Genomic DNA, 26659 nt, shown 5'->3' on the forward strand with positions numbered 1-26659 from the left:
GGCACCCAAAGGTGCCGTTTGCTTTTACGGTGATCAGGACGACGGCATATTTGAAAGTTTGGCCACGGCCTGGCGGTAAGCCAGTTCCATTTTTTCGCGGCTGTCAGAGCTGATATCCAGATCATGCAGCAGGCCGTTGTTAATCCCGTAGATCCAGCCGTGGATCATCACACGCTGGCCGCGTTTCCACGCTGCCTGCATAATGGTGGAGTGACCCAGGTTATACACCTGTTCCACCACGTTCAGTTCACACAGACGGTTGATGCGGTCCTGTGGTGCGAGTTCGCCCAGCAGGGAGCTGTGCTGATACCAGATATCACGGATATGCAGTAACCAGTTGTTGATAAGCCCCAGTTCGGTGCCCTCAATCGCGGCCTGAATACCACCGCAGTTGTAGTGACCGCAGACGATAATATGTTCAACCTGGAGCACATCCACGGCATACTGGATGACGGACAGGCAGTTCAGGTCGGTATGGATGACAAGGTTTGCCACATTACGGTGAACAAACAGATCGCCCGGTGCTGCTTCGATCAGTTTTTCAGCGGGAACACGGCTGTCGGAGCAGCCGATCCAGAGAAAACGCGGCTTTTGAGCCTGTGCTAACTCTTTGAAAAATTCCGGATCTTTTTCGTTTACAGATTCGGACCACTGTTTGTTATTGGCAAACAGCTCTTCGATTTTTTTCATCATGACGGATAGCCTGTTGCAGATCCTTTAGCTAGAATCTTTTGTATAAAAAATTTAAATTTTAATAAATTGTTATTAAATAATTTCAGCAAAGAAGACAAATTGTCAAGAACCGATTCCGGTTCGCAGGTATTATTTCGGTTTATATTGCACCCAAATTTCTAAATTAAAAAGGTATTTTTCTGTTATGACCTATGCACTGGAAATATCACAATTAACCAAGCAGTATGCCGGAGGCGTGCAGGCTTTACGGGGAATTGACCTGAAAGTCAGTACCGGCGATTTCTACGCCCTGCTGGGTCCGAACGGCGCGGGAAAATCCACCACTATCGGGATCATCAGTTCACTGGTGAACAAAACCGGCGGCAAAGTCTCCGTGTTCGGTTATGACATCGATACCGACCTGGTTTTAGCCAAACGTCAGCTCGGCCTGGTACCGCAGGAGTTTAACTTCAACCCGTTTGAGACCGTACTGCAGATTGTCTTACAGCAGGCGGGCTATTACGGGGTGCCGCACAAACTGGCGCAGGAGCGGGCGAAAACCTACTTAACGCAGCTGGATTTGTGGGAAAAACGTGATGAGCGCGCGATGCGTCTGTCCGGCGGGATGAAGCGCCGGCTGATGATTGCCCGCGCACTGATGCATCAGCCGAAACTGCTGATCCTCGACGAACCGACCGCCGGGGTGGATATCGAACTGCGCCGCTCCATGTGGGGATTCCTCAAAACCCTGAATGCGCAGGGCACCACGATCATTCTCACCACGCACTATCTCGAGGAAGCGGAAATGCTGTGCCGCAATATCGGGATTATCCAGCACGGTGAACTGGTGGAAAACACCAGTATGAAAGCGCTGCTCGGTAAGCTGGAATCGGAAACCTTTATCCTCGATCTGGGCTCGAAAAACCCGCTGCCGCAGCTTGAGGGTTATACATTCCGGCTGACTGACACCTCAACGCTGGAGGTGGATGTCCGCCGTGAACAGGGGCTGAACGGTGTTTTTGCCCAGCTGAATGCGCAGGGCATTGATGTGTTAAGTATGCGCAACAAAGCGAACCGGCTGGAGGAATTATTTGTGCATCTGGTGAATCATGATTTGGAGGCTGCAAAATGATGTCGCTGTACTGGGTGGCGCTGAAAACAATCTGGCGCAAAGAAATCACCCGTTTTATGCGGATTTGGATCCAGACGCTGATCCCGCCGGTGATCACCATGTCACTCTATTTTATTATTTTCGGTAATCTTATCGGTAACCGGATCGGTGAAATGGGCGGTGTCGGTTACATGCAGTTTATCGTGCCGGGCCTGATTATGATGTCAGTGATTACGAACTCCTATGCCAACGTATCCTCTTCTTTTTTCGGGGCAAAATTCCAGAAAAGTATTGAGGAACTGCTGGTGGCTCCGGTGCCGACCCATGTCATTATCGCCGGGTTTGTCGGTGGTGGTGTGGCGCGCGGTGTACTGGTCGGGATCCTGGTCACATTAGTATCTCTGTTCTTTGTGCCGTTACAGATCCACTCCTGGTTTATGATCATTGCCACGCTGCTGATGACTTCGATTCTGTTCTCGCTGGCGGGGCTGCTTAACGCACTGTTTGCGAAAAGCTTTGATGATATCAGCATTATCCCGACGTTTGTCCTGACGCCGCTGACCTACCTGGGCGGGGTGTTTTACTCCCTGACGCTGTTACCTGCGTTCTGGCAGGCGGTGTCCAAACTGAACCCGATTGTCTATATGATCAGCGGCTTCCGTTATGGTTTCCTTGGTATCAGTGATGTCTCCCTGACCACCACTCTCGGGGTACTGAGCCTGTTTATTGCCGTATTTTATCTGCTCACATGGCGCCTGATTGAGAAAGGGCGCGGACTGAGAACCTGACCCTGCTTTCTGATAAAAAACCCGGCATATGGTTGCCGGGTTTTTTGTATCTGTCCTGATAATTTTCCTGCGCTATGTAATTATTTTTCCTCGGTTTATCCCCGATTAATACAGACCTTCTCCCGTTCCTGCGCCTGCCAAAGCTAAATCACAGAATTAGTATGCGTTTATCCTCCGGAATATAGATTAATTAAATTAATGTGTTTATCGTGTGCGGGCCGGTAAAAACCGGCTGTGTACTGATGTTTAAGGATAAATTTCATTCTGTTTCATTATTACATTCGGAGATATTTTTATGGGTATCGCTACATACGGCAGGGAAGACGGATGGTCGTTTATCGATGATGTGTTAAGCAGTCCGGGGCGGGGTAACGGACGCTGGATTAATAATAAAATTTCATATGATGCCTTTGAGGCCGGAGATTACATTGCCAGATCCAATACCGGCTGGAATGGCGCGGGTGTGCTCGGGCAGCCCGCGGAAGTAACCTATTCATTCCCGACATGGGAGGGAATGTATTATAACGGCGCAGGAAACACCGGCCTGAAGGGTTTTAATGACTATCAGAAAGATCAAGCCCGTTTATCACTGCAGTCATGGGCTGATGTGGCAAATATTACCTTTAAGGAAGTGGATGCCGGCCGGGGGGAAATCTATACCAATATCACCTTTGGTTATATCAATGATAAATACACTCAGGCCTATGCCTGGCTGCCGCACACCAAAGATTATTCGGGTGATGTGGTGACCGATTCGCGGGGTTTTGATGTCTCCGGCCAGTCCTGGTACAGCTCAGAACCCGGGGCGCTGAATGTGACACCGGTGACCGGAAACTATGGCCGCCTGACATTTACCCATGAAATCGGTCATACCCTCGGGTTAAATCATCCGGGCAACTATAACGCCGGTCAGGGGCGTCCTTCCTATAAAGATGCGGATTATGCCGAAGATACCCGTCAGTACAGTGTGATGAGTTACTGGAGTGAAAAAATCACCGGTGCGGATCACAAAGGCTACTACGCTTCCGCGCCGCTGCTGGATGACATTACGGCGATTCAGAAACTGTACGGTGCAAATTATAACATCCGCACTGATGACACTGTTTATGGGTTTGATTCCAATACCGGGCGCGATTATTACTCTGCCCAAAATGCCACAGATAAACTTATTTTTACTGTCTGGGACGGCGGCGGTAATGACACCCTGAATTTTTCCCGTTATAAGCAGGATCAGAAAATTTCGCTGCGTGAAGGCGATTTTTCAGATGTCGGTGGCCTGACCGGCAATGTGTCAATCGCACACGGTGTGGTGATTGAAAATGCCTTCGGCGGGCGCGGAAATGATGTGATTATCGGCAATGATGCAGACAACATCCTGATGGGCAACGGCGGGAATGATGTGCTGTACGGTGGTGCCGGGCAGGATCAGTTGTGGGGCGGTACCGGGAACGATATTTTCGTGTTCTCGGCGGTGACGGATTCCCTGTATGACCATCCGGATCATATCCGGGATTTTTCAACCGGCCTGGACAGTATTGATTTACAGGGACTGAATCAGAACAGCGCCGGGGAAAAATTCATTTATTTCACCGATGAATTTACCGGTGCGGCCGGTGCGGCCGAGCTCCGGTACAATGAAGGGCTGAACCTGACAGAGTTGCTGATTAATATCAGCGGAGATCCTTACAACTATGATTTCAGAGTGGATATCACCGGCCAGGTGAACGTTCACACTGACTTTATCGTTTAACACAGCAGGCGGGCGCGGCCGGTGCGGCGTCCGCAGTATTCAGGAATTCACTATGCAAATATCCCGGCCATTATTGTTTTCGTTGTTGCTATCTGGGCAGAGCGCGGCAATCAGCCAGAAAATTCCCGCTGCAGAAGCGCTTCAGGGGCCCTGGCAGTTTACGGAGGACGGGCAGACGCTGCCGGTCGGACTCACGGCGGTTCCCGACAGCACAACAGACGGGTTTCAGCTGCATTTCATGGCACAGCCGCAGATAACGGCCTGGCGTCCGGCGCCGGACGGCATTGCGTTTCTTACTGCAGACGGCACCACACGTTATTTCTTTTCCGCCGAAGCCCCCGGCCGTTACCGCGCGGAAATCTGGCATGAAAATGGCGCCTGTCTTCTGAAAGAGTAATTACCTCTCTTTTTTACCTGGTGAACAATATTATCAATCCCGGCAGACATGCCGGGCGGAGTCCCTGTATATGCTTTCCGGGAAAACCAGAAATGATATTACGGCATTTATTGCCGCCCGCAAGTCCCTGTTTACCTCACTGGCATTATTCAGCGGGCTGATTAATCTGCTGATGCTCGTGCCGTCTGTGTATATGCTGCAGGTGTACGACCGCGTTCTGCCCTCCGGCAATGAAATGACGCTGCTGATGCTGACGCTGATAATGGCCGGATTACTGGCACTGACCGGCGGTCTCGATTATCTGCGCAATATGCTGGTGATCCGCATGAGTAACCAGTTCGATCTGGCGCTGAATACCCGTGTTTATGACGCGGCGTTTCAGGCAAAACTGCACCGCACGCCGGGCCAACTGCCGTTACAGGCACAGACCGACCTGATGATCCTGCGCCGTTTTATCACCGGCAACGGTATTTTTGCTTTTCTCGATCTGCCCTGGTTCCCGCTTTATCTGCTGGTGATTGCCCTGTTTAATCCGTGGCTGGGATTGTTTGCCTGTGGCGGTGCCGTCGTGCTGATCGCGCTTGCGCTGCTCAATGAACGGCTTTCCGGGCCGCAGCTGACCGCTGCAAACCGCTCTTCCGCCGTCGCACAGGGCATGCAGGGCAGCCATTTTGCCCATACTGAACCCGCAGAGGCGATGGGAATGCAGCAGTATTTGCGTCAGCGCTGGCTGAACCAGCACTGCGACAGCCTGAAGAAACAGACACAGGCCAGTGATTATTCAGCAAAAATCATGACAATCACCAAAACCATCCGCCTGATCCTGCAATCCCTGATGCTGGGGCTGGGCGGCTGGCTGGCGCTGGATAATACCATCTCGCCGGGCATGATGATTGCCGGGTCGATTCTGCTGGGACGCGCGCTGTCACCGGTCGAACAGGTCACAGGCGTATGGAAAAGTGCCAAAGAGAGCAGGCTGGCGTATCAGCGGATTACTGCGTTGCTGGCGGCTCACCCGCAACCACCGCAGAAGCTGGCACTGCCGGTTCCGCAGGGTAATTTGTCCGTCTCCGTGATGCAGGCGGGTTATCCCGGCGCTGACACACCGCAGCTGCACAATTTGCATTTCAGCCTTGTACCGGGGGAGGTGCTGGGGATCATCGGTCCGTCAGGTGCCGGAAAATCGGCACTGGCAAAACTGCTCGCCGGGTTATGGCCTGCAACACGCGGGGCTGTCCGGCTGGACGGGGCAGATCTCTGTCAGCAGGACAAAGCGGTGTCCGGCAAATATATCGGTTATCTTCCCCAGGAAATCACGCTTTTTCCCGGCACAATCGCCGATAATATCGTCCGTTTCGATCCTGATGCTGATCCGGAAAATATCATCCGTGCGGCGCAACTGGCACAGGTACATGAATTGATCCTGCAACTGCCGCAGGGCTATGAAACCCTGACCGGGGCAGACGGTACCGGCCTTTCCGGCGGTCAGCGGCAGCGGATCGCCCTGGCGCGGGCACTGTACGGCTCACCGGCACTGATCATTCTGGATGAACCCAATGCCGCGCTGGATGATGCCGGGCTCAGTGCGCTGTTAGCTGCCATGGATACGCTGAAAAAACAGGGAAAAACCATTGTGCTTATTACTCACCATAAACCGCTGCTGTCCGTGACGGACAAGCTGTTGCTGCTTGCAGGCGGACGGATGCAGCTTTTTGGTCCGGCGGAGAAGGTCATTGAAACACTTAATAATCAGGCGGGTAAAAATAATGATCACTAAATGGTTGTCCGCGGCGCCGGGGGTAAAAACCGATACCGGCGGGTATCAGCGCGCGGGGAAATATGGGGTTGTCCTGGGCCTTGCCGGTTTTTTGTTGTGGGCGGGATTTGCACCGCTTGATCAGGGCGTTGCCGCATCAGGAACGGTTGTGATTGCCGGTAATATCAAGCAGGTGCAGTCTCCGGCGGATGGCGTGATTTCTGAGATTTATGTGCAAAACGGCCAGCGGGCGGAAAAAGATCAGGTGCTGGTACGGCTGCGTCCGGTGCAGTCTCAGGCTCAGGCAGTATCGCTGGCAGAGCAGCTCGACAGCACACTGCTGATACAGCGGCGGCTGGAGGCAGAGCTGCGTGGTGAAGCGGCATTTACCCCGGCGGCGGATGATGTCTTTTATGCGCCGCCCGCGTATGGCCGGGCACAGTTACAGGCGCAGAATGCACTGCTTACAGACCGGCGGCTTGAACTGGAGAGTGAGATTCAGGCCCGCCGGGTCACGGTCGACGGCCTGACGCAGCGGCTTATCACTCTGCGGGAGATTGCCCGCAGCACTGCGCAACAGGCGGACAGCCTGACGGCACAGGCGGCAAATCTTAAATCGCTGGCGGATGAGGGGTATCTGCCGCGCCATCGCTATCAGGAAATTCGCCGGGAAAGTGCGGCACTGCGCAATCAGGCGGATGACACCCGGTTACAGATAAGCCGTGCAGAGGAAGAAAAAGCCGCGCAGACAGAGCAGATCACACAGCGGCGGGCAGCTTTTCACAGCGGGATCCGCGAGGAGTTATCGCGCCTGTCAGTTCAGCGCAGTGAGCTGAAAAAACAACAGATTATCGAAAACGATCGGCTGGAACAGCATGTTATCACCGCGCCGGTGACCGGCACTGTTATGGATGTGTCCGTGTTTACCGCAGGCGGTGTGGTGCAAGCCGGGGAAAAACTGATGTCAGTGGTGCCGGCGCAGCAGACGCTGATTATTGAAGGCAAATTATCACCACAGTGGATAGATAAAGTCGCTCCCGGTCAGAGTGCTGATCTGCTGTTTACTGCATTCAATCAGAACCTGACCCCAAAACTGCGCGGCGAACTGACAATGATCTCCGCCGATCGTCTGATAAATCCGGCAAACGGGGAACCTTACTATCAGATCCAGATCGCGGTGCCGGAAATGGCGGCGGCTCAGGTGATCAAACCCGGTATGCCTGCTGAGATTTTTATCCGCACCGGTGAACGGTCACTGCTCAGTTATCTGTTTAAGCCTGTGACTGACCGGTTCTTTTTCGCGCTGACCGAGGAGTGATCCGTATGCATTCTGCAAAACACCTTTTTGCGGCACTGTTGTGTCTGTTGTCCGCCGGTGTGCAGGCGGTGACCTTGTCTGAACTCGGTCAGTCCGCACTGAACAATGATCTGTCATTCCGTGCTGCGGGTAAGGCTTATGAGGCGGAACAGGCAGAGGCTGCCGCCGGGAAATCGCACCTGCTGCCGTCCGCCGGGCTGAGTTATCAGAACACGCCGTATAACCGGCTGACACAGCGGGCACCGGTGACCTCTCAGCGACATTACAGCAGCCATTCCCTTAATCTGGTGGTGACGCAGCCGCTGTTTGATTACACAGCATACCATCAGTACCGGGCAGCACAGATACGCGGTACTGCCGCAGAGAGCCGCTTGCAGATACAACAGGCAGAGCTTATCAACCGGCTGGTTTCTGCGTATCTGAACCTGGCTTGTGTTCTGGAAATACAGAAAACAGACCGGCTCCGGCTGGCGCTGAATACCGCTCAGCTGGCGGCTGCACAGCGCCTTTTGCAGCTCGGGGAAGGAACCGTGACGGAGGTTGAATCCGCCCGTGCCCGTCTGCGGCAGCGTCAGGCGCAGATCGCGGAAACAGAAGCGGAAAGTCTGAATGCGTTGCTGATATTGTCTGATCTTACCGGCCTGGCGCAGTTGCGGATGCAGGATCTTCCGGCACTGAAAGCGGGGGATTTCCGGCTGCCGTACCTGAATGACGGCGACTATGCGGATCAGGAACAGCAGATGCTGGCGGTGCATCCGGAAATCAAAGCGGCACAGCAGGAAACCGCGCTGGCAAAAGCGGCGGCAGAGGTACAGCGCGGGGCATTTATGCCATCAGCACAGCTCTTTACCGCCTGGTCGGATACCCAATCGGACAGCAATGATACTGTCGGTCAGCGCTACCGTAATCTCAGTGCCGGGATTCACATTTCCGTTCCGCTGTTCAGCGGCGGAAAAGATCTGGCGGGGATGCGTAAGGTATCTGCTCAGATTCAGCAGGCGCAGTATGAACAGGATGCACTGGTACAGACACTCCGGCGTGACCTGGCGCGTCAGTATCAGGTGTTCCGCCACAGCGGCATACAGCTGGCGGCGCTGGAGCAGGCCGCAGCGGCTGCGCGGTTACAGGTAACGGCGGCGGAAAAAGGGTATGCGGCGGGGCAGAACAGTCAGCCGGAGGTGGCACATGCCCGGGAACAGTATTATCAGGCGGAGCAGGAGCTGATAAAAGCCCGCTATGACGGGCTTCTGGCCTGGTTCCGGCTGCGTCATTACAGCAGCACGCCGGAAACCGGGCTTTTCAGGCAGATTGAGGACTATTTTACAGTGACGGAGAGGATGTATCACTGCCGGCAGGGTTCGGCATGTTGACATGCAGGCAGTCGATCAGGCGGATATTTCCCAGCCAGGCGGAGGCCAGAATCACCGCTTTCTCACTGTTGACGCGCACCGCTTCCAGGTCATCAGCATCACAGATTTCCAGGCTGATGTCGCGGAATCCGGCACGGCTTAAATCGTCACGGGCATTATCCAGACTTTCGGCAATAGCACTCGGGCGTTCACGGATCATATCCGCGAGGGTTTGCATAACCTGATACAGACGCGGTGCCGCCTCTTTTTCCTCTTTATTCAGCAGAGTATTGCAGGAGCTGAGTGCCAGCCCGGTTTTTTCCCGGACGGTCGGAATGGTGGCCAGTGCGATGTCATAATTCAGATCACGGATCAGACGGCGGATAGTCAGGAAACGCGGATGGTCATTGGTGCCGAAGAAAACGATATCCGGCTGCACCAGATTGAACAGCTTGCACATCACGGTGGCGATACCGCGCAGACGGGTGCGCTGATGCGGCTCATCACACTGACTGAGCAGCGGCGGTACCATCACCTGAGTCTGGTGAGCCAAACCGTGCGGATAGACATCACTGACCGCCGGGGCATACACCAGATCCACCTGTGCTTTGCTCAGTTTTTCGCAGTCTGCCTGGAGAGTGCGCGGGTAGCGCTGCAAATCATCTTCGCGGGGGAACTGGAGCGGATTCACAAAGACAGACACCACGACAACATCCGCCTGGTTACGGGCTTCTTTTATCAGTGCCAGGTGGCCGTCATGCAGGTTTCCCATTGTCGGGATAAACGCAACACGTTTGCCGTCAGTCCGCAGACGGGCAATCTCTTTGCGCAGGATCAGCGCAGTTTCAATAATCCGCATCAGTGTCTCCTTGTCTGTCTGTTGAGCAGAAAGTTCAGCGTACCGGCTCTGATGATGACCAGAGGCCAAGCCCGTTTTCCGGGGTGCGGGCAACAACCGCCGCAAGTGGTTCGCCGTCCGGCAGAATCAGCCCGGGGGCGATTTCAGCCAGCGGGTACAGCATAAATTCACGCACTTTCAGGCCGTAATGCGGCACGGTCAGCCGCGCATCACTGATGACCATATCACCAAACAGCATGATATCTAAGTCTAACGTGCGGGGACCCCAGCGCTCATCCTTGCGGACACGTCCGTGCGCCAGTTCGATAGCCTGGGTGGCATCGAGCAGCTGGTGCGGTGTCAGGTCAGTTTCCAGCAGAACAGCCGCATTAAGATAATCAGGCTGTCCGGCAGGTCCCATCGGCGCGGTGCGGTAAAAAGCGGAGTGGCGCACCAGGCGGCTTTGCGGGACAGCTCCCAGCGCGGCAATCGCCCGGTTGACCTGATCCAGCGGGTCGGCAAGATTACTGCCGATCGCAATATAGACCGGAATCATGATTCACTGTTTCCGTTACCCTGACGGGCACGCGGATGGCGGCGGCGCGGGCGCGGACGGCGTTTGACCGGATCACTGCCCAGTTCAGTCACCATTGAGCGCTGCTGCGGGGCATTCGCCTGCTGGAAATCCGCCCACCAGTGAGCCAATTCCTGTAACTCATGACGGCCTTCCACATTCGCACGCAGTTCGAGCAGATCAAAGGCGGCGCGGAATTTCTGATTTTCCATCAGACGGATCGCGCGTTTACCCTGACGGCGCGGCAGACGTAACTGTAACTGCCAGATATCACGCATGGTGGTGGTCAGGCGTTTCGGAATAGCAATCGCGCGGCACTGTTCATCCAGGATGTCATTAATGGCAATCGCGAAGGCTTCGTAATAGGCGAGCCCGCTCTCCTGGGTCAGTTTTTCCGCATGTTCGCACAGCGGATACCACAGCATCACGGCAAACAGGAAGGCCGGATTGACGCGCTGATCGTTATGAATACGGTAGTCGGTATTTTTCAGTACCTGATCCACGATACGGGACAGCGGGGTGTCCGGGTTCTCTTTCAGCGGCCCGGCAACCAGCGGGAACAGCATATCCAGCAGATCGTATTCACGTAATAATTCAAACGTACGGTGTCCGTCACCGGCCTGTAATAACTTGAGAACTTCCTCGAACAGACGCGCAGGCGGGATATCACGCAGCAGTGTGCTCAGCGTGCGGATAGGCGCGGCGGTCTCCGGTTCGATGGTCATATCCAGTTTTGCGGCAAACCGGATGGCGCGCAGCATACGCACCGGGTCTTCGCGGTAACGGGTTTCCGGATCGCCGATCAGACGGATAATGCGCTGCTGTAAATCCGCCAGCCCGCCGACGTAATCACGGACGGTAAAATCAGCCACGCTGTAATAGAGGCTGTTAATGGTGAAATCGCGACGGACGGCATCTTCTTCAATGGTACCGAAAATATTATCGCGCAGCAGCATGCCGTTTTTGCCCTGCTGAGAGCGGGCTTTGCCGTCATCAGCCGGTTCGTTATTGTCATGCGGGCCACGGAAGGTCGCGACTTCGATAATATCCGGGCCGAACATAATGTGAGCCAGACGGAAACGGCGGCCGACCAGACGGCAGTTGCGGAACAGTTTTCTCACTTCGTCCGGCGTGGCATTGGTCGCGATATCGAAATCTTTGGGTTTGCGCTCCAGCAGCAGATCACGGACACCGCCGCCGACCAGATAGGCGTCAAAACCTGATTTATTCAGGCGGTACAGAACCTTCAGCGCATTCTCGCTGATGTCCTGACGGGAAATAGAGTGACTGTTGCGGGGAATTACCGTTGCGCTGACTGTCCCGCTGTTATCCATATTTTTTGCCGGTTTTTTGCGTTTAGCGGCAGGACGCGCGGGGGAAGCCTCACGGGGTGACGGATTCTGCGGCGTATGGTCAGCATTCGGGGCCGGCCTTTCACTGGCAGCCTCTGTGCAATCTGCCTTATTCTCGCGGGAAATCAGACTGCGACAGAACTTTGCGACTCGGTTTAAAATGGTACACCTCTGTATAACAATTAAATGATCTAAAAAATAAGCGACTAATAATATCGTACACTTGGTTTTTTGAGAATGCCTTAGCCCGGATATTGCGGAATTATTCCCTGTCCGTCACCACATCATCACGCGGTACGGCCGTAATATCCCAGTTCCGTACACTGTATGCCAGCAGTTCAGTCAGGGAAAGCGATAGCGGGTCCGTTTCCGGCAGCGGCTGCCGGAGCACCTGCAACGCCTGCCATAACAGCGGGCGCGGATCACTGAGCGGCACCGGGGTGGCATGATTTTGCTTGGAGAGTTTACGCGCCGCCGGGCCCAGCATCAACGGCAAATGCAGATAATGCGGCTCCGGCAGCCTGAGCTGGCGGTATAATGAGAGCTGATGTGAGGTGGGATACAGTAAATCCGCGCCTCTGACCACCTCTGTCACACCCTGATAATCATCATCGAGCACCACCACCAGGTTATAGGCAAACAGCTTATCTTTGCGGAAGATAATGATATCTTCCTCTGCCGTGGCGTTATCCGTAAACACATCGCCCCGCAGGCCATCGGTAAAATGGTACACCGGATGCGTCCTGATAAGCCGCAGTGCGGCGTTATCCGGCGGCAGTCCGCGCTGACGGCAGGTGCCGGGGTAATGGCCGCCGCTGTCATGGACATCATGCCGTGTGCAGGTGCAGTAATAACACAGCCCGGTGGCTTTCAGCTGTGCAATCACGTCACGGTAAGCATCATGGCGGCGCGACTGATACAGCACACCGCCGTCCCAGTGCAGGCCGTAATGGTCAAGAATACGCAGAATGGCATCCGCAGCACCCGGGACTTCACGGGGCGGGTCGATATCATCAATACGGAGAAGCCAGCGTCCGCCGAGGTGACGGGCCTGAAGATAACTCCCCAGTGCGGTCACCAGAGAGCCGAAATGAAGTGCACCGGAAGGTGATGGTGCGAAGCGGCCGGTATAACCGGGCGCTGAGCCGGCAGAATATTCCGTCATCTGTAGTGGCATAAAAACGGACGGCGCTGTCAAAGCGCCGTCTGTGGTAAATCTGTCAGCCCGCCATCTGCTTTTCGCGGATTTCAGCCAGCGTCTTACAGTCGATACATAAATCTGCGGTCGGACGCGCCTCTAAACGGCGGATACCGATTTCAACCCCGCAGGACTCACAAAAACCAAAATCGTCGTCCTCAACCTTTTTGAGGGTTTTTTCGATCTTTTTGATCAGTTTGCGTTCGCGGTCACGGTTGCGCAGTTCCAGGCTGAATTCTTCTTCCTGAGCGGCACGGTCAACCGGGTCCGGGAAGTTAGCTGCTTCATCCTGCATGTGCGTGACAGTGCGGTTTACTTCATCCCTGAGTTGGTTGCGCCATGCTTCAAGTATCAGCTTGAAATGGGCCAACTGGGCTTCGTTCATGTATTCTTCGCCTGCCTTCTCGTGATACGGCTCCACGCCGGCAATGGCAAGAATGCTCAGGGACGAGGTTTTACGTTTTTGCCCTTCTTGCATAATGCTTCTCCTACACACGCATGTCTGACAATATCCCTTAGAGGGGAAAAATAGGCCGCTATAGATAGCAGATGATTATGGATAATGCAACCCTTGCTTTCATTAGTTTTGTAAGGTGTGAAGAACAGCGTGTTTATTCACTCCGCAACTCACAAAACATCCTATTTATTATTAAAAAAATTGATATTCACCCCATGAATGCAAAGGGTATCTTTTCTCCGGCAGTGATGCCGTCCGGTGTCATCCGCATTCTGTAACAAATTACTTCAGTTCCGGACTGTGATGCCTGCTGCAAAAGTGATGAATATTTTTTATCAATGTGTGCTGCGTCCGATACGGCCTCAATCCCTGAATGCAGTACAGCAAAAAACAGAACAGCACGATTTCCCGCTTCAGCAATTGCTTGTAACTCACGTAAGTGTTTTTGTCCACGTAAAGTTACGGTGTCGGGAAAATAACCGTGTCCGTTTTCCAGCAGCGTGACGGATTTCACCTCGACATAACAGGGCTTTTTCTGCGGATCGGTCAGTAAAAAATCGACCCGGCTGTTTTCACTGCCGTATCTTACTTCCTGTGCCAGCGTCTGATACCCGGCAAGTTCCGGGATTCGGTTCTGCGCAATCGCCTCAGCCACCACCCGGTTCGCCTGCATTGTATTCACACAAATCAGATGCCCGGCCTGTGTCTGCGTCAGTTCCCAGCTGTGCGGATACTTGCGCTTTGCATTGGCGGATTCGGAATACCAGACGGTATCACCCGGCGTGGCACAGCCTGTCATCGCGCCGGTATTAGCACAATGAATGGTGATGGTGCGCCCGTCCTGCGTGATAATATCCGCCAGAAAACGTTTATAACGCTGCACCAGCGTGCCCGCCTGTAACGGGGGATGAAATTCCATCGTAACTCCTGTCAATGTGACTGCACTTTTCAGGGGGCGGCAATGCTACAATGTTGCGCGTCGAAAGTTAAGCAGATAATGATGAGGTTTTTGTGACATATTCCCCCGTTTGTAACATTTATCCGGCACTCAGTACGGCACTGAAAAGTGCCCCGCAGGTGTTGTTACAGGCTCCGACCGGCAGCGGGAAATCCACTATTCTGCCGTTGCTGATGCTGAAAGACGAATCTGTCACCGGACGGATTATCATGCTGGAGCCCCGCCGTATCGCGGCCCGCAGTGTGGCGCACCGGTTGGCATCGCAGCTCGGGGAGCGTCCGGGGGAAACCGTGGGTTACCGGATGCGCGGTGAAACCAGGATCAGTGCAGCCACCCGGTTTGAGGTTGTTACAGAGGGAATTCTGGTCAGAATGTTACAGCAGGATCCGGAATTATCCGAAGTAAGCATCATTATTCTGGATGAATTCCACGAACGTAATTTGCAGGCTGATCTCGCCCTTGCACTGCTGCTGGATGTGCAGTCCTCACTGCGTGATGATTTGCGTCTGCTGGTGATGTCCGCGACCTTAGATAATGAACAGCTGCTGTCCCTGCTGCCGCAGGCGGAGGTGATCACAGCGGAGGGGCGGGCTTTCCCGGTGGAGAGACGGTATCAGCCGCTCAGTGCGCATCAGCCTTTTATCAGTGAGGTGGCCCGGGCGGTGTTGCAGCTGTATCAGCAGGAGGAAGGCTCTGTGCTGGTGTTTCTGCCGGGACAGGCGGAAATCTGCCGGTTACAGGAACAACTGACCGGTAAAACGGATGCGGATACTCTTATCTGCCCGCTGTACGGCGCACTTTCCCTGAAAGAACAGCAGCAGGCGATTGAACCGCCGCCGCCCGGTATGCGCAAAATCGTGCTGGCGACCAATATTGCCGAAACCAGCCTGACGATTGAAGGTGTGACGCTGGTGGTGGACAGCTGCCTGGAGAAAACCGCGCAGTTTGATCCGCGCAGCGGACTGACCAGGCTGGTGCGCAGCCGCATCAGCCGCTCATCGATGACACAGCGTGCTGGTCGCGCCGGACGTCTGGCGCCGGGGATCTGTCTGCATCTGTGCGGACAGGCGGAAGCCGAACGCGCTGCGGCTCACAGTGAGCCTGAAATCTGTCACAGTGATCTCGCCGGGCTGGTGCTGAACCTGGCGCAGTGGGGCTGCCGTGAGGTCTCACAGCTTGCCTGGCTTGATACCCCGCCTGCCGTGGCGGTACAGGTGGCGAAAAAACTACTGACAGAAATGGGCTGTCTTCTGCCTGACGGCGGACTGACTGCCAAAGGTGAGGCAATGGCCGCTTCCGGGACAGAGCCGCGTCTCTCTGCGTTGTGGCTTTATACCCTTAATGAAGAACCGGCACAGATATACTATGCTGCCCGGCTGATTGCCGCGCTGGAAGAGCCTTCCCGCGAAGGTAACGGTAATCTGCTGCATGATCTGACACATCCGTCCGCACGATGGGATAAGCGGGCGCAGCAGCTGTTACAGGCTGCCGGTCAGCCGGTCAGAAAACCGTCTCATGATCCGGACAACGGCTGGCTGTGCCGCACCTTATTACAGGGCTTTCCGGACAGAATCGCCGGGAAGCGCGGGCGCTCCGGCACATTTTTACTGGCAAACGGTACCGGTGCGGTAACAGATGAAAGCAGCCCGCTCAGCAATGAAGCCGGGCTTATCGCCCCGCTGATCCTGCAAAATGAGCTGCAGGCTAATGCACGGATCCTGAAAGCGGTGCCGTTTGAATTATCACAGCTGACAGAAATGGCACCGCACCTGCTGAAAAAAGAAAACCGCCTGACCCGTGATGAAAACAAAGGCAGTTGGCAGGCGTGGCAGGCGGTTACCTGCGGGCAGCTGATTATTGAGCGGAAACCACTGGCGGCACCGTCTGATGAGGTTGTCCGCGACGCGCTGCTCAGTTGGATCCGCGAACAGGGTTTATCCGTTCTGCCGCTGAATGAAGCCTGTGAGCAGTTACTTATCCGCCAGCAGCTGGCAAATGATCTGTTTCCGGAACAGCCGCTGCCGGCGGCGGATAATGATACACTGCTCGCCGGGCTGGGATCCTGGCTGTCGCCGTATCTGACCGGTGTGCGCAATCAGCAGCAGCTGGCAAAACTGGATTTATACGGCGCGCTGCGTCAGCGGATGGACTGGTCGCAGCAGCAATGGCTTGATGCACAATTCCCGCGTCATTTTGAAGTACCCACCGGCACCCGGATCCCTGTAGAATATGCGGCGGATAAACCGCCGGTGATGGCAGTCCGCATTCAGGAGATGTATGGTGTGCGTGAAACGCCGGTGGTGGCGCAGGGACGGCTGCCGGTGACGGTCAGCCTGTTATCGCCCGCACACCGCCCGATACAGGTGACAGCAGACCTGAAAGCCTTCTGGGGCGGGAGCTACCGGGAGGTGCAGAAAGAGATGAAAGGGCGCTATCCCAAACATTTCTGGCCGGACGATCCGGCAAATGCACAGCCGACAAAGCGTGTAAAAAAGTTTATGTAAATGCAAAGATAGTCTTTGTTTAACGGATTTTTACTGTGTCTGTTGCCGGAATCGGCGACAATAGCAACTGATGAAATAACCGCCTGTCCCGCCCGGCACATGATTGTGCGGCAGACAGACTGACGGGAGAGACCATGTCTGATTTTGATCGTGAACCCACCGGCCGCAGGGGCAGCAAGGCTTCTGCCGGCAAAAAAAGAGGGCGCTCAGACCGCCGTCGCCGCCGGGATGAGGATTATGACGATGATATTGAATACGATGATGAATTCGGTGATGACGAACCGGATGATGATGATTATGACGATGAAGAGGATAGTCCGCGCATGAGTAAAAAAGGGCGCAAAAACAAGCCGCCCAAACGGCGCTGGCGCTGGTTCTGGTTCCTGGTCAAACTCGGCATTGTGATGGCTATCCTGCTGGGGATTTACGGCGTTTATCTGGCCGGAAAAATCAGTGACCGCCTGGACGGTAAAGTCTGGGATCTGCCTGCTGCGGTTTACGGACGTACTGTAAACCTCGAACCGGGTATGGATTACAGCCTGAATGAGATGGTGAAACTGCTTGAAGGTATGCAGTACCGCAAAGTCACCAAAATCACCCGTGCCGGTGAATTTTCCGTGACCGGTAATACTATTCAGATGCTGCGCCGCCCGTTTGATTTCCCGGACAGTAAAGAAGGGCAGATTAACGCCCGTCTGACTTTCGGCAGCAGCGGACTGGAAAAAATTGAAAACGTGGATAACGGCCGTGAATTCGGTTTCTTCCGCCTTGATCCGAAACTGATCACCATGATGCAGTCCGCGAATGGTGAGCAGCGTCTGTTCCTGGCCCGCAGCGGCTTCCCGGATGAACTGGTCAAAGCCCTGCTGGTGACGGAAGACCGCAATTTCTATGAGCATGACGGTATCAGCATCACCTCCATCGGGCGTGCCCTTCTGGCAAACCTGACGGCGGGACGTGCGGTTCAGGGCGGCAGTACCCTGACACAGCAGCTGGTGAAAAACCTGTTCTTATCCAATGAGCGGACACTGGTGCGTAAAGCCAATGAAGCCTATATGGCGCTCATTATGGATTACCGCTACGACAAAGACCGCATTCTGGAACTGTATCTCAACGAAGTATATCTGGGACAGAGCGGGGATGAGCAAATCCGCGGCTTCCCGCTGGCGAGCCTCTATTACTTCGGCCGTCCGGTGAATGAACTCAGTCTTGACCAGATAGCACTGCTGGTGGGAATGGTGAAAGGGGCATCGGTCTACAACCCGTGGCGTAACCCGCAAAATGCCCTTGAGCGCCGTAACGTGGTGCTGAAACTTCTGCAAACTCAGGGCGGGGTGATCGACCAGGAAATGTATGATGTCCTGAGCGCACGTCCGCTGGGTGTGAAAGAGAAAAGTGGTGTGATCACGCCGCAGCCTGCATTTATGCAGCTGGTCCGTCAGGAACTGCGCGAGAAGCTCGGCGATAAAGTGGATGATCTGTCTGGCGTGAAAATCTTCACCACACTGGATCCGGTTTCCCAGGATGCGGCTGAAAATGCCGTTGAGGAAGGCGTGAAAGCCATCCGTGCAGAGCGTAAAAAACCGGAGCTGGAAGGGGCGATGGTGGTGGTTGACCGCATCAGCGGCGAAGTCCGCGCGATGGTCGGCGGCTCCCAGCCACAGTTTGCCGGGTTTAACCGCGCTATGGCAGCGGAACGCTCTATCGGCTCGCTGGCAAAACCGATGACTTATCTCACCGCGCTTGGTATTCCGGACACTTATCGTCTGAACACCTGGCTGGACGACCAGCCGCTGACCATTAATGTTCCGGGCGGCGGCGGTACCTGGTCACCACGTAACGACAGCAAAACCTTCAGCGGCCGTGTGATGCTGGTGGATGCGCTGGCGCGCTCTATCAACGTACCGACGGTTAACCTCGGTATGGCGGTTGGTCTGGATGCGGTGGCGGATACCTTTGTCCGTCTCGGTGCGCCGGCGAAAAATATCCAGAAAGTCCCGGCGATGCTGCTCGGTGCGGTAAACCTGACACCATTGCAGGTCTCTCAGCTGTTCCAGACCATCGGCAGCGGCGGTAACCGCGCGACACTGTCCGCACTGCGCTCGGTGATTGCGGAAGACGGCACGGTGATTTATCAGAGCTTCCCGCAGGCACAGCGCGCGGTGGCTCCGCAGGCGGCTTATATGACGCTGTACGGCATGCAGCAGGTGGTAGAACGCGGTACCGCGGCCCGCCGTCTGGGATCGAAATTCGGTAAATACCATCTGGCCGGTAAGACCGGGACTACTAATCTGATGCGCGACAGCTGGTTTGTCGGTATCGACGGCAAAGAAGTCACCGTATCCTGGATGGGGCTGGATGATAACAGCCCGTCCGGCCTGTACGGCGGCTCCGGTGCCCTGGTGCTTTATGGCCGTTATCTGGACAATCAGCCGCCGCTGGCACTGAACCTCACTCCGCCGGAAGATATCGCAGAGATGTCTGTCAATGCGGACGGCAATTTTGTCTGCAACGGCGTGGGTGTCACCCGGGCATTACCGGTCTGGACAACGGACGCACAGGCGCTGTGCGGACAGCAGGCACCGGCTCAGCAGCAGGGCGAAGAAGCCCCCGGCTGGCTGAAAGAGATGTTCGAACAGTAATCCCCTGTTCTGCGAAAAGCACTGAAAACCCGCCGCAAGGCGGGTTTTGTTTTTTTAGTGACCATTGCGGATTAGGTGTAATGGCATTATGATCAAGTATGCGATATAGGTCCGGAGGAAAAATGAAAAACAGTAAGAAAACGCCACAGACGCTGATAATGCCTGATAGTGAACAGTTAATCCGGGCTGTTGTAACATCTACAGCGGTTGAAACCGGACAGGAGCCTCAGAAACTGGCTGAGGCTCTGAAAGAAAAACGTGAAAAATATGCCCACCTCAGACTGGCTGTTTAGTTTTTGCTGAGTGCCTGATTAACCTAATATTTCATTGGTTCATAATTCAGATTTAATGCTGCGTGGATAGCAGCAATATAATGTGCCGGATGTTGTTTCCAGCAGCTGTAATCCAGAGGCGGTAACCCACTCTGAACTGCCATAACATCAGCGATAAGGCGGGACAAACGGCCATTTCCTTCACGAAACGGATGAATCAGAATAAACTCAGTGTGTACGACTGCGATGGCTTCAGTTAGTTGTTCTCTGGTCATTCCTGTACAGGGCGTGTACCTGCTCAGAAATTCTTTTTCGAATTGTGAAAGCAACCCCGCAATTCTGCCTGCAGGCGCGAAGATGAAGTTATCTTTGCTGATATTAACAGTCCGGATTTGCCCGGCCCAGTCATAGATATTCCCCAGCCACTGACGGTGCCATTGTTTTATTAGTGGTACGGTAATTTTTCCGGCAGGAAATGCAGTACTGAAAACAATCTTATAAAGCTTTTCCAGCAGTACTAATTCGGCATCATTAATATCATTGGTTTCAGACAACTGAAGCTTGTTTTCCAAAACATCATCACCTGAACCGGCAGCAAATTTCCCTTCACTGTTTGATACATGATACTTATTCATTCTGCTGATTTATCCGTTTTACTGTGTGGTATGTTTTATCCCGGACAAAAATTAAACCATAAAAAAACTGCGCCGAATTCGTTGCATTGAACGTTTGCGGCGCAGTTCACAGTTAAAAGCCGGTGACGATTACTTCTTCTGCTTCGCTTCCTCAGCAGCTTCTTCGGCTTCCACTTCTTCATACCAGCGCGGGTGATGTTTCTTCGCCCAGCGGCGGCTGACTTTACCTTCCACCATACCTTTGATCGATCCTTTCACCCAGAAGGCCATATACATATGGATCAGGATGGCGTGGATCAGGACGATAGCCGCCGTTGCGTGGATCAGCAGACTCCAGCGGATCATCCACATCGGGAAGTAGTGTGCAAAGTACGGACGCCAGATGATGATCCCGGTGGCAAGCAGGACGAAGATCATGCTCATAATGCTCCAGAACATCATTTTCTGTCCGGCGTTGTATTTACCGACACGCGCCACATGATGCTCATTGCCTTTCAGCACTTCGATAATGTTTTTAATCCACGGCAGATCTTCTCTGTCCGGGATGTTGTGCTTAACGAAGCGGAAAAACATAAACATCAGCACGACGAAAATCAGCACACCAAAGAACGGGTGCAGAATACGCCCCATTGCCGGCGTCCCGAAAGTTTCCGTCAGCCATTGCAGTGTCGGGAAGAACAGCGCAATACCGGATAAGGAGACCAGGAAAAAGCAGATCACCACTGTCCAGTGACAGGCACGATCAATAAATTTCGTGCGGACGATCATTTTGCTTTTCTTACTCATGGTGAGTTTCCTCCTCTTCCTCATCGTCCGTCTCTTTGTTCGGGCCGATCCCCACATAGTGGAATACCAGTCCGGCAAAGGTGGCGATAAACCCGATAGCCGACAGCGGTTTCAGTACTCCTTTCCAGAGATCAATCGGTGTATCAATCTGCGGATCTTTCGGCAGTCCGTGATAGAGCTCCGGATTGTCCGCGTGCTGCAGCACATACATCACGTGTGTGCCGCCGACACCGTCCGGATTGTAGACCCCGGCATTGGCAAAGCCGCGTTTTTTCAGCTTTTGCACGCGCTCGTCCGCCACTTCCAGCATGTCTTTTTTGGTACCGAAATGGATAGCACCGGTCGGACAGGTTTTCACACAGGCAGGCTCCTGGCCCACGCTGACCCGGTCAACACAGAGTGTGCATTTGTACACCCGGTTATCTTTCGGATTCAGACGCGGAATATTGAACGGGCAACCCGCAATACAGTAGCCGCAGCCGATGCAGTGTTCTGACTGGAAATCAACGATACCATTGGCATACTGAATAATCGCACCGGCAGACGGACAGGCTTTCAGACAGCCCGGATCCGAACAGTGCATGCAGCCGTCCTTGCGGATCAGCCACTCCAGTTTGCCGTTCTCTTTGGTTTCGCTGAACCGCATGACAGTCCAGGATTTGGCGCTGAGATCAGTCGGGTTATCATAAACCCCGGTACAGAACCCGACCTCATCACGGATGTCATTCCATTCGGAACAGGCCACCTGACAGGCTTTACAGCCGATACAGGTGGACACATCGATCAGCTTGGCGACTTCAAACTTGTCGTCACGGGCCTGAGGAGGCGGCGTTATGCTGTTGGTCGCAGAACGTTTGATAATGTCTTGAGATTGCATGGACATAATTCCTCCTTACGCCTTCTCGATGTTGACTAAGAACGCTTTGAATTCAGGCGTTTGCGAGTTGGCATCACCGACTCCCGGCGTCAGTGTGTTGGTGATAAAGCCTTTTTGGGCGGCACCCTCAAAACCCCAGTGGATAGGGATCCCGACAGTTTCGACCGGCTTACCGTCCACCATCAGTGTCTGCAGACGCGGCGTGACCACAGCAACCGCGCGGATAAAGCCGCGTTTACTGCTGACTCTCACTTTATCGCCGCTGCTGATCCCTTTGGCTGCGCCCAGGGTTTCACTGATTTCCACAAACTGTTCCGGCTGTGCGATAGCATTGAGCCGCGCATGTTTGGTCCAGGTATGGAAATGCTCGGCCAGGCGATAGGTTGTGCCCACATACGGGAATTCCGTGTGACTGCCCAGACGATTTTTGTCGTCCTCAAAGATACGGGCGGCCGGGTTGGATATCACCCCCGGATGCAGCGGGTTGGTACCAATCGGCGTTTCAAACGGCTCATAGTGTTCAGGGAACGGTCCTTCCGCCATTTTATCGATGGCAAACAGACGGCCTAAACCTTCCGGCTGCATGATAAACGGTCCGGTACCGGCTTCCGGTGCAGAGGCGTTGAAGTCAGGGATATCGTTACCGACCCACTTCTTACCGTTCCACTCGATAAGCACGCGGTTCTTATCCCACGGTTTACCCTGCGGATCGGCTGAGGCGCGGTTATAAATAACACGGCGGTTCAGCGGCCATGCCCAGGCCCAGCCGAGGGTGTTACCGATGCCGGACGGGTCACTGTTATCCCGTTTCGCCATCTGGTTACCCTGTTCTGTCCAGCAGCCGGTGTAGATCCAGCAGGAGGACGCAGTTGAACCGTCATCACGCAGCAGCGCAAAGGAACTGAGCAGCTCACCTTTTTTCGCCTGTAAATTGCCGTTGGCGTCATACAGATCTTCAAGGGCCACGCCGTTGTTCTCTTTGGCAACTTCGTCGGATTCCGGATTGAACGGCTGCTTGTAATCCCAGGACATTTTCATCAGCTGATCAACACCCTGACCGCCTTCCTGCTGATACAGTTCACGCATTTTCCACAGAATACCGGCAAGGATCTGACCATCGGTACGGGCTTCCCCCGGGGCATCCGCTGCTTTCCAGTGCCACTGTAACCAGCGGCCGGAGTTGGCAATCGAGCCGTCTTCTTCCGCGAAACAGGTGGACGGCAGACGGAACACTTCGGTCTGAATGGATGTCGGATCCACATCATTCATATCACCGTGGTTTTGCCAGAAACTTGCGGTTTCGGTGCTCAGCGGATCAACGGTTACCAGGTATTTCAGTTTGCTCAGGCAACTGACCACTTTGTTTTTGTCCGGGAAGGACGCGACCGGGTTAAAGCCCTGACAGATATAACCGTTGATTTCGCCTTTGTTCATCATGTCGAAATACTTCAGCACGTCATAAGCCTGATCCCATTTCGGCAGCCAGTCATAGCCCCACTGGTTCTCTTTGGTTGCTTCATCGCCGTAGAAGGATTTCATCAGGCTGACGAAGAACTTCGGATAGTTGCTCCAGTAGTTGACCTGGCCCGGCAGCGTGGCTTTCGGCGTATTGGCTTTCAGATAGCTGTCGATATCAGTCTGTTTCTCAGACGGCAGGGTCAGATAACCCGGCAGGCTGGTGGAGAGCAGGCCCAGGTCTGTCAGACCCTGAATGTTGGAGTGACCGCGCAGGGCGTTCACGCCGCCGCCTGCCACACCCATGTTACCGAGCAGCAACTGGATCATTGCCATGGTACGGATGTTCTGCGCGCCGACGGTATGCTGCGTCCAGCCGAGGGCATACAGGAAGGTTGCCGCACGGTTGGCCGGGCTGGTGGAGGCCAGAATCTCACAGACTTTGAGGAAATCCGCCTGTGGCGTGCCGCAGATTTTTTCCACCATCTCCGGCGTATAACGGCTGACGTGTTCTTTCAGCTTATTCCACACACACTGCGGGTTCTGCAGGGTGTCGTCACGCAGCGCATAGCCATCTTCACCGAACTGGTAATTCCAGGTGGTTTTGTCGTAACGGCGTTTTTCAGCATCGTAGCCGCTGAATAAACCGTCTTTGAATGTGTAATCCTCACGCACCAGTAACGGTGCATTGGTGTAATGGCGCACGTACTCGTCGTGGAATTTTCCGTTTTCCATCAGGTACAGGATCACGCCGGAAAGGAACGTAATGTCGGTCCCGGAACGGATAGGGATGTAGTGATCCGCCACGGAAGCGGTCCGCGTAAAGCGCGGATCGATAACGATCAGTGTGGCATCATTGTTGTTTTTCGCTTCCATCGCCCAGCGGAAACCGACAGGATGTGCTTCCGCAGCATTCCCGCCCATCACCACAACGACGTTGGCGTTTTTGATATCAACCCAGTGGTTGGTCATGGCACCGCGACCAAATGTCGGAGCAAGACTTGCTACCGTTGGTCCGTGTCAGACACGCGCCTGGTTATCGACTGCCAGCATCCCGAGGGAACGGGTAAACTTCTGGGTTAACATCCCGGTTTCGTTGCTGGCGGCAGAGGCGCAGAGCATCCCGGTGGTCAGCCAGCGGTTTACCGTGGTGCCTTCGCTGTTTTTCTCAATGAAGTTGGCATCACGGTCGGCTTTCATCAGACGGGCGATACGCTCAAAAGCGTCATCCCAGCTGATGCGCTGCCATTTATCCGAGCCCGGCGCGCGGTACTGCGGATAACGCAGACGGCTTTCACTGTGAATATAATCGAGCAGACCGGCACCTTTCGGGCATAACGCCCCGCGGTTGACCGGATGATCAGGGTCACCCTCGACGTGGAAAATTGCTGATTTGGCATTCATGGCACCATCGCCCATGCTGTAAATCAGTAATCCGCATCCGACGGAGCAGTAGGTACAGGTGTTACGGGTCTCTTTTGAACGGAGTAATTTGTATTCCCGGACATTAGACATTGCTACTGACGGCATAAAGCCTAAAGCGGCGGCTGTTGTTCCGGCGAGACCGCCGGCACAAACCTTAAAGAACTGTCTGCGGCTGAAATTCATCGCATCCTCTTTTTTATTTATTTGTAAAAAATCGTGAGGAGAATATCAGCAAAGGTTGAATTTATATTGCCTGAAATCAATGAAAGTGAACTTTGATGTTTAATAATTATTAATTGGAGTTTTTAGTGTTTTGTAAATAATCACAAAGTGGTAGGGGAAATGACGTATTTTGATTCAGATCAATTAAAAAAATAAGCCTCCGGAGAAAAAAGAAAAATAAGTCAAATTTCACCGGCGGCACATAATAAGATTATATTTGTTAAAAAACAATTTAAAAATGGCGGATATCCGAATCATCATTTTTAAAATGAGAAGGGGATTGCCCTATCTGTTTTTTAAACATAATCGAGAATGCCCCCGCACTGTTGTAACCCAGCTCATACGCCACTTCGGTAATCGATTTTCCGGACAGAATATGAGACAGCGAGTTCAGAAGACACGCCTGCTGCCGCCATTCTGAAAATGACATCCCGGTCTGGGTGCGGAAAAAACGGCTGAAAGAGCGCTCGCTTTTGTGCAGCTGTTCCGCCCATTCCCCCGGTTGTGAGGTGATAACCGGTTTGCGCATAAACTCACGGCACAGACGACCGAGCTTCTCATCACGCGGGATCGGCGCGAAAAACGGCAGCGGGGGCATACGCGCCAGCTCGCAGAGGATCAGCTGCATCAGCACACCGTCACGCCCCTGAATATCATATTCCGCCGGGCTATCCACCGCCTCCAGCAGCAGCTGGCGCAGCAGCGGGGAGACACTCACCACTTCACAACTGACGGCGTGGCGCGGCTTTGCTGCCGGTTCGATATACAGACTGCGCGTGCTGACATTCAGCATCCGGGTTTCATGAGCGACCTGTTCCGGGATCCACACACCACAGGACGGCGGGATCACCCACTCGCCGTCTGCGGTACTGACTTCAATCAGCCCGGTGGCCGGATATAAAAACTGTGCCCGGCGGTGAGCGTGGTATTCCAGCAGGGTATCGGGCAGATAATCGGTGCCGAGCGCAATGACATCCCGCGCGATATTATCCACGCTTTTTAACGGAATATTTCTCATGAGTGCTGTGCTCCGTATCTGACTGAAAGTAAAAACCGGCGGGTGTTATATCAGATCCCGCCACCGCAAAACAGGGCTTTTGTGACAATAACAGACGCGGATGCCACATCTGTATTATTACGGTAACAAACATAAAACGTTCAGTTAACAGTAACCGGAAACAGGCCGGAATTCAAATGTCGTTGTCTGATTTGCGCATGGCGGCAATATATTAATCCATTACTATTTTGCTGCCGCCATTCTGTTTATACAGATTTTAATTATTTCCGGTTATTAAGCGATTACCGGTGGCGTGAAGTTATTTC

The 26659-nt window shown here is 54.0% G+C and carries 22 protein-coding genes; 10 read left to right on the forward strand and 12 right to left on the reverse strand.

What is annotated here, in order from left to right:
* Positions 1-33 precede the first annotated feature (33 nt).
* The gene (gene can / locus GN208_RS02190; protein ID WP_004236004.1) at positions 34-693 is read right to left on the reverse strand and encodes a carbonate dehydratase; all 660 of its coding nucleotides are present in this window, start codon (positions 691-693) and stop codon (positions 34-36) included.
* A 184-nt stretch (positions 694-877) separates the two neighbouring features.
* Here can and GN208_RS02195 point away from each other — a divergent pair, with 184 nt between their 5' ends.
* From GN208_RS02195 to GN208_RS02225, 7 genes are all read left to right on the forward strand, one after another.
* On the forward strand, positions 878-1804 hold the full coding sequence (locus tag GN208_RS02195; protein ID WP_004236002.1) for an ABC transporter ATP-binding protein: 927 nt from the start codon (positions 878-880) through the stop codon (positions 1802-1804).
* A complete protein-coding gene (locus tag GN208_RS02200) occupies positions 1801-2571 on the forward strand; it encodes an ABC transporter permease (protein WP_004236001.1) in 771 nt (256 codons plus the stop codon). Before GN208_RS02195 ends, GN208_RS02200 begins: the two co-directional genes overlap by 4 nt.
* 295 nt (positions 2572-2866) lie before the next feature.
* Complete coding sequence (locus GN208_RS02205) at positions 2867-4321, forward strand: serralysin family metalloprotease (RefSeq protein ID WP_004236000.1); 1455 nt, start codon at positions 2867-2869, stop codon at positions 4319-4321.
* A gap of 52 nt (positions 4322-4373) precedes the next feature.
* Positions 4374-4718 carry an AprI/Inh family metalloprotease inhibitor gene (locus GN208_RS02210; RefSeq protein ID WP_015422489.1) on the forward strand — a complete coding sequence of 115 codons (345 nt, stop codon included), beginning with the start codon at positions 4374-4376 and terminating at the stop codon, positions 4716-4718.
* A 70-nt stretch (positions 4719-4788) separates the two neighbouring features.
* Positions 4789-6495 carry a type I secretion system permease/ATPase gene (locus GN208_RS02215; RefSeq protein ID WP_243828283.1) on the forward strand — a complete coding sequence of 569 codons (1707 nt, stop codon included), beginning with the start codon at positions 4789-4791 and terminating at the stop codon, positions 6493-6495.
* On the forward strand, positions 6485-7792 hold the full coding sequence (locus GN208_RS02220; protein WP_015422490.1) for an HlyD family type I secretion periplasmic adaptor subunit: 1308 nt from the start codon (positions 6485-6487) through the stop codon (positions 7790-7792). Before GN208_RS02215 ends, GN208_RS02220 begins: the two co-directional genes overlap by 11 nt.
* A 5-nt stretch (positions 7793-7797) precedes the next feature.
* On the forward strand, positions 7798-9162 hold the full coding sequence (locus GN208_RS02225) for a TolC family protein (RefSeq protein WP_061057279.1): 1365 nt from the start codon (positions 7798-7800) through the stop codon (positions 9160-9162).
* Here the strand turns inward: GN208_RS02225 and panC are convergent.
* From panC to sfsA, 6 genes are all read right to left on the reverse strand, one after another.
* Positions 9113-10000 carry a pantoate--beta-alanine ligase gene (panC, locus tag GN208_RS02230; RefSeq protein ID WP_015422491.1) on the reverse strand — a complete coding sequence of 296 codons (888 nt, stop codon included), beginning with the start codon at positions 9998-10000 and terminating at the stop codon, positions 9113-9115. The genes GN208_RS02225 and panC overlap by 50 nt on opposite strands.
* A gap of 34 nt (positions 10001-10034) precedes the next feature.
* Positions 10035-10535 carry a 2-amino-4-hydroxy-6-hydroxymethyldihydropteridine diphosphokinase gene (folK, locus tag GN208_RS02235; RefSeq protein ID WP_004235995.1) on the reverse strand — a complete coding sequence of 167 codons (501 nt, stop codon included), beginning with the start codon at positions 10533-10535 and terminating at the stop codon, positions 10035-10037.
* Positions 10532-12034, reverse strand: a complete 1503-nt coding sequence (pcnB, locus tag GN208_RS02240; protein WP_203235845.1) for a polynucleotide adenylyltransferase PcnB — start codon at positions 12032-12034, stop codon at positions 10532-10534. The genes folK and pcnB overlap by 4 nt, the downstream gene beginning before the upstream one ends.
* Positions 12035-12167: 133 nt before the next feature.
* Entirely contained in the window at positions 12168-13070 is a 903-nt protein-coding gene (gluQRS, locus tag GN208_RS02245) for a tRNA glutamyl-Q(34) synthetase GluQRS (protein WP_004235993.1), read from the reverse strand.
* 55 nt (positions 13071-13125) lie between these two features.
* Entirely contained in the window at positions 13126-13581 is a 456-nt protein-coding gene (gene dksA, locus GN208_RS02250) for an RNA polymerase-binding protein DksA (RefSeq protein WP_004238923.1), read from the reverse strand.
* Positions 13582-13768: 187 nt separating this feature from the next.
* A complete protein-coding gene (gene sfsA / locus GN208_RS02255) occupies positions 13769-14479 on the reverse strand; it encodes a DNA/RNA nuclease SfsA (RefSeq protein WP_004235992.1) in 711 nt (236 codons plus the stop codon).
* Positions 14480-14571: 92 nt separating this feature from the next.
* Between sfsA and hrpB the strand changes: the two genes are divergently transcribed.
* The 3 genes from hrpB to GN208_RS02270 all read left to right on the forward strand — a co-directional run bounded on the left by hrpB (position 14572) and on the right by GN208_RS02270 (position 19957).
* A complete protein-coding gene (gene hrpB, locus GN208_RS02260) occupies positions 14572-17022 on the forward strand; it encodes an ATP-dependent helicase HrpB (RefSeq protein ID WP_243828284.1) in 2451 nt (816 codons plus the stop codon).
* Between the two features lie 134 nt (positions 17023-17156).
* A complete protein-coding gene (mrcB, locus tag GN208_RS02265; RefSeq protein ID WP_004235990.1) occupies positions 17157-19664 on the forward strand; it encodes a bifunctional glycosyl transferase/transpeptidase in 2508 nt (835 codons plus the stop codon).
* Between the two features lie 122 nt (positions 19665-19786).
* Positions 19787-19957: a hypothetical protein gene (locus GN208_RS02270; protein ID WP_004235989.1), complete on the forward strand. Its 171-nt coding sequence runs from the start codon at positions 19787-19789 to the stop codon at positions 19955-19957.
* 23 nt (positions 19958-19980) lie between these two features.
* On the opposite strand, the gene GN208_RS02275 is transcribed toward GN208_RS02270, so the two are convergent.
* The 5 genes from GN208_RS02275 to GN208_RS02295 form a co-directional block, all read right to left on the reverse strand.
* A complete protein-coding gene (locus GN208_RS02275) occupies positions 19981-20571 on the reverse strand; it encodes a Fic family protein (RefSeq protein WP_004235988.1) in 591 nt (196 codons plus the stop codon).
* Between the two features lie 129 nt (positions 20572-20700).
* Entirely contained in the window at positions 20701-21357 is a 657-nt protein-coding gene (gene fdnI / locus GN208_RS02280; RefSeq protein ID WP_004235987.1) for a formate dehydrogenase-N subunit gamma, read from the reverse strand.
* A complete protein-coding gene (fdxH, locus tag GN208_RS02285; RefSeq protein WP_004235986.1) occupies positions 21350-22240 on the reverse strand; it encodes a formate dehydrogenase subunit beta in 891 nt (296 codons plus the stop codon). The genes fdnI and fdxH overlap by 8 nt, the downstream gene beginning before the upstream one ends.
* A 9-nt stretch (positions 22241-22249) precedes the next feature.
* A complete protein-coding gene (gene fdnG, locus GN208_RS02290) occupies positions 22250-25297 on the reverse strand; it encodes a formate dehydrogenase-N subunit alpha (RefSeq protein WP_138919872.1) in 3048 nt (1015 codons plus the stop codon).
* A gap of 271 nt (positions 25298-25568) precedes the next feature.
* Entirely contained in the window at positions 25569-26354 is a 786-nt protein-coding gene (locus tag GN208_RS02295; RefSeq protein ID WP_243828285.1) for a helix-turn-helix transcriptional regulator, read from the reverse strand.
* Positions 26355-26659: the final 305 nt, after the last annotated feature.

This window comes from Morganella sp. HSTU-ASny43, from assembly GCF_022819185.1.
Lineage (GTDB): Bacteria > Pseudomonadota > Gammaproteobacteria > Enterobacterales > Enterobacteriaceae > Morganella > Morganella morganii.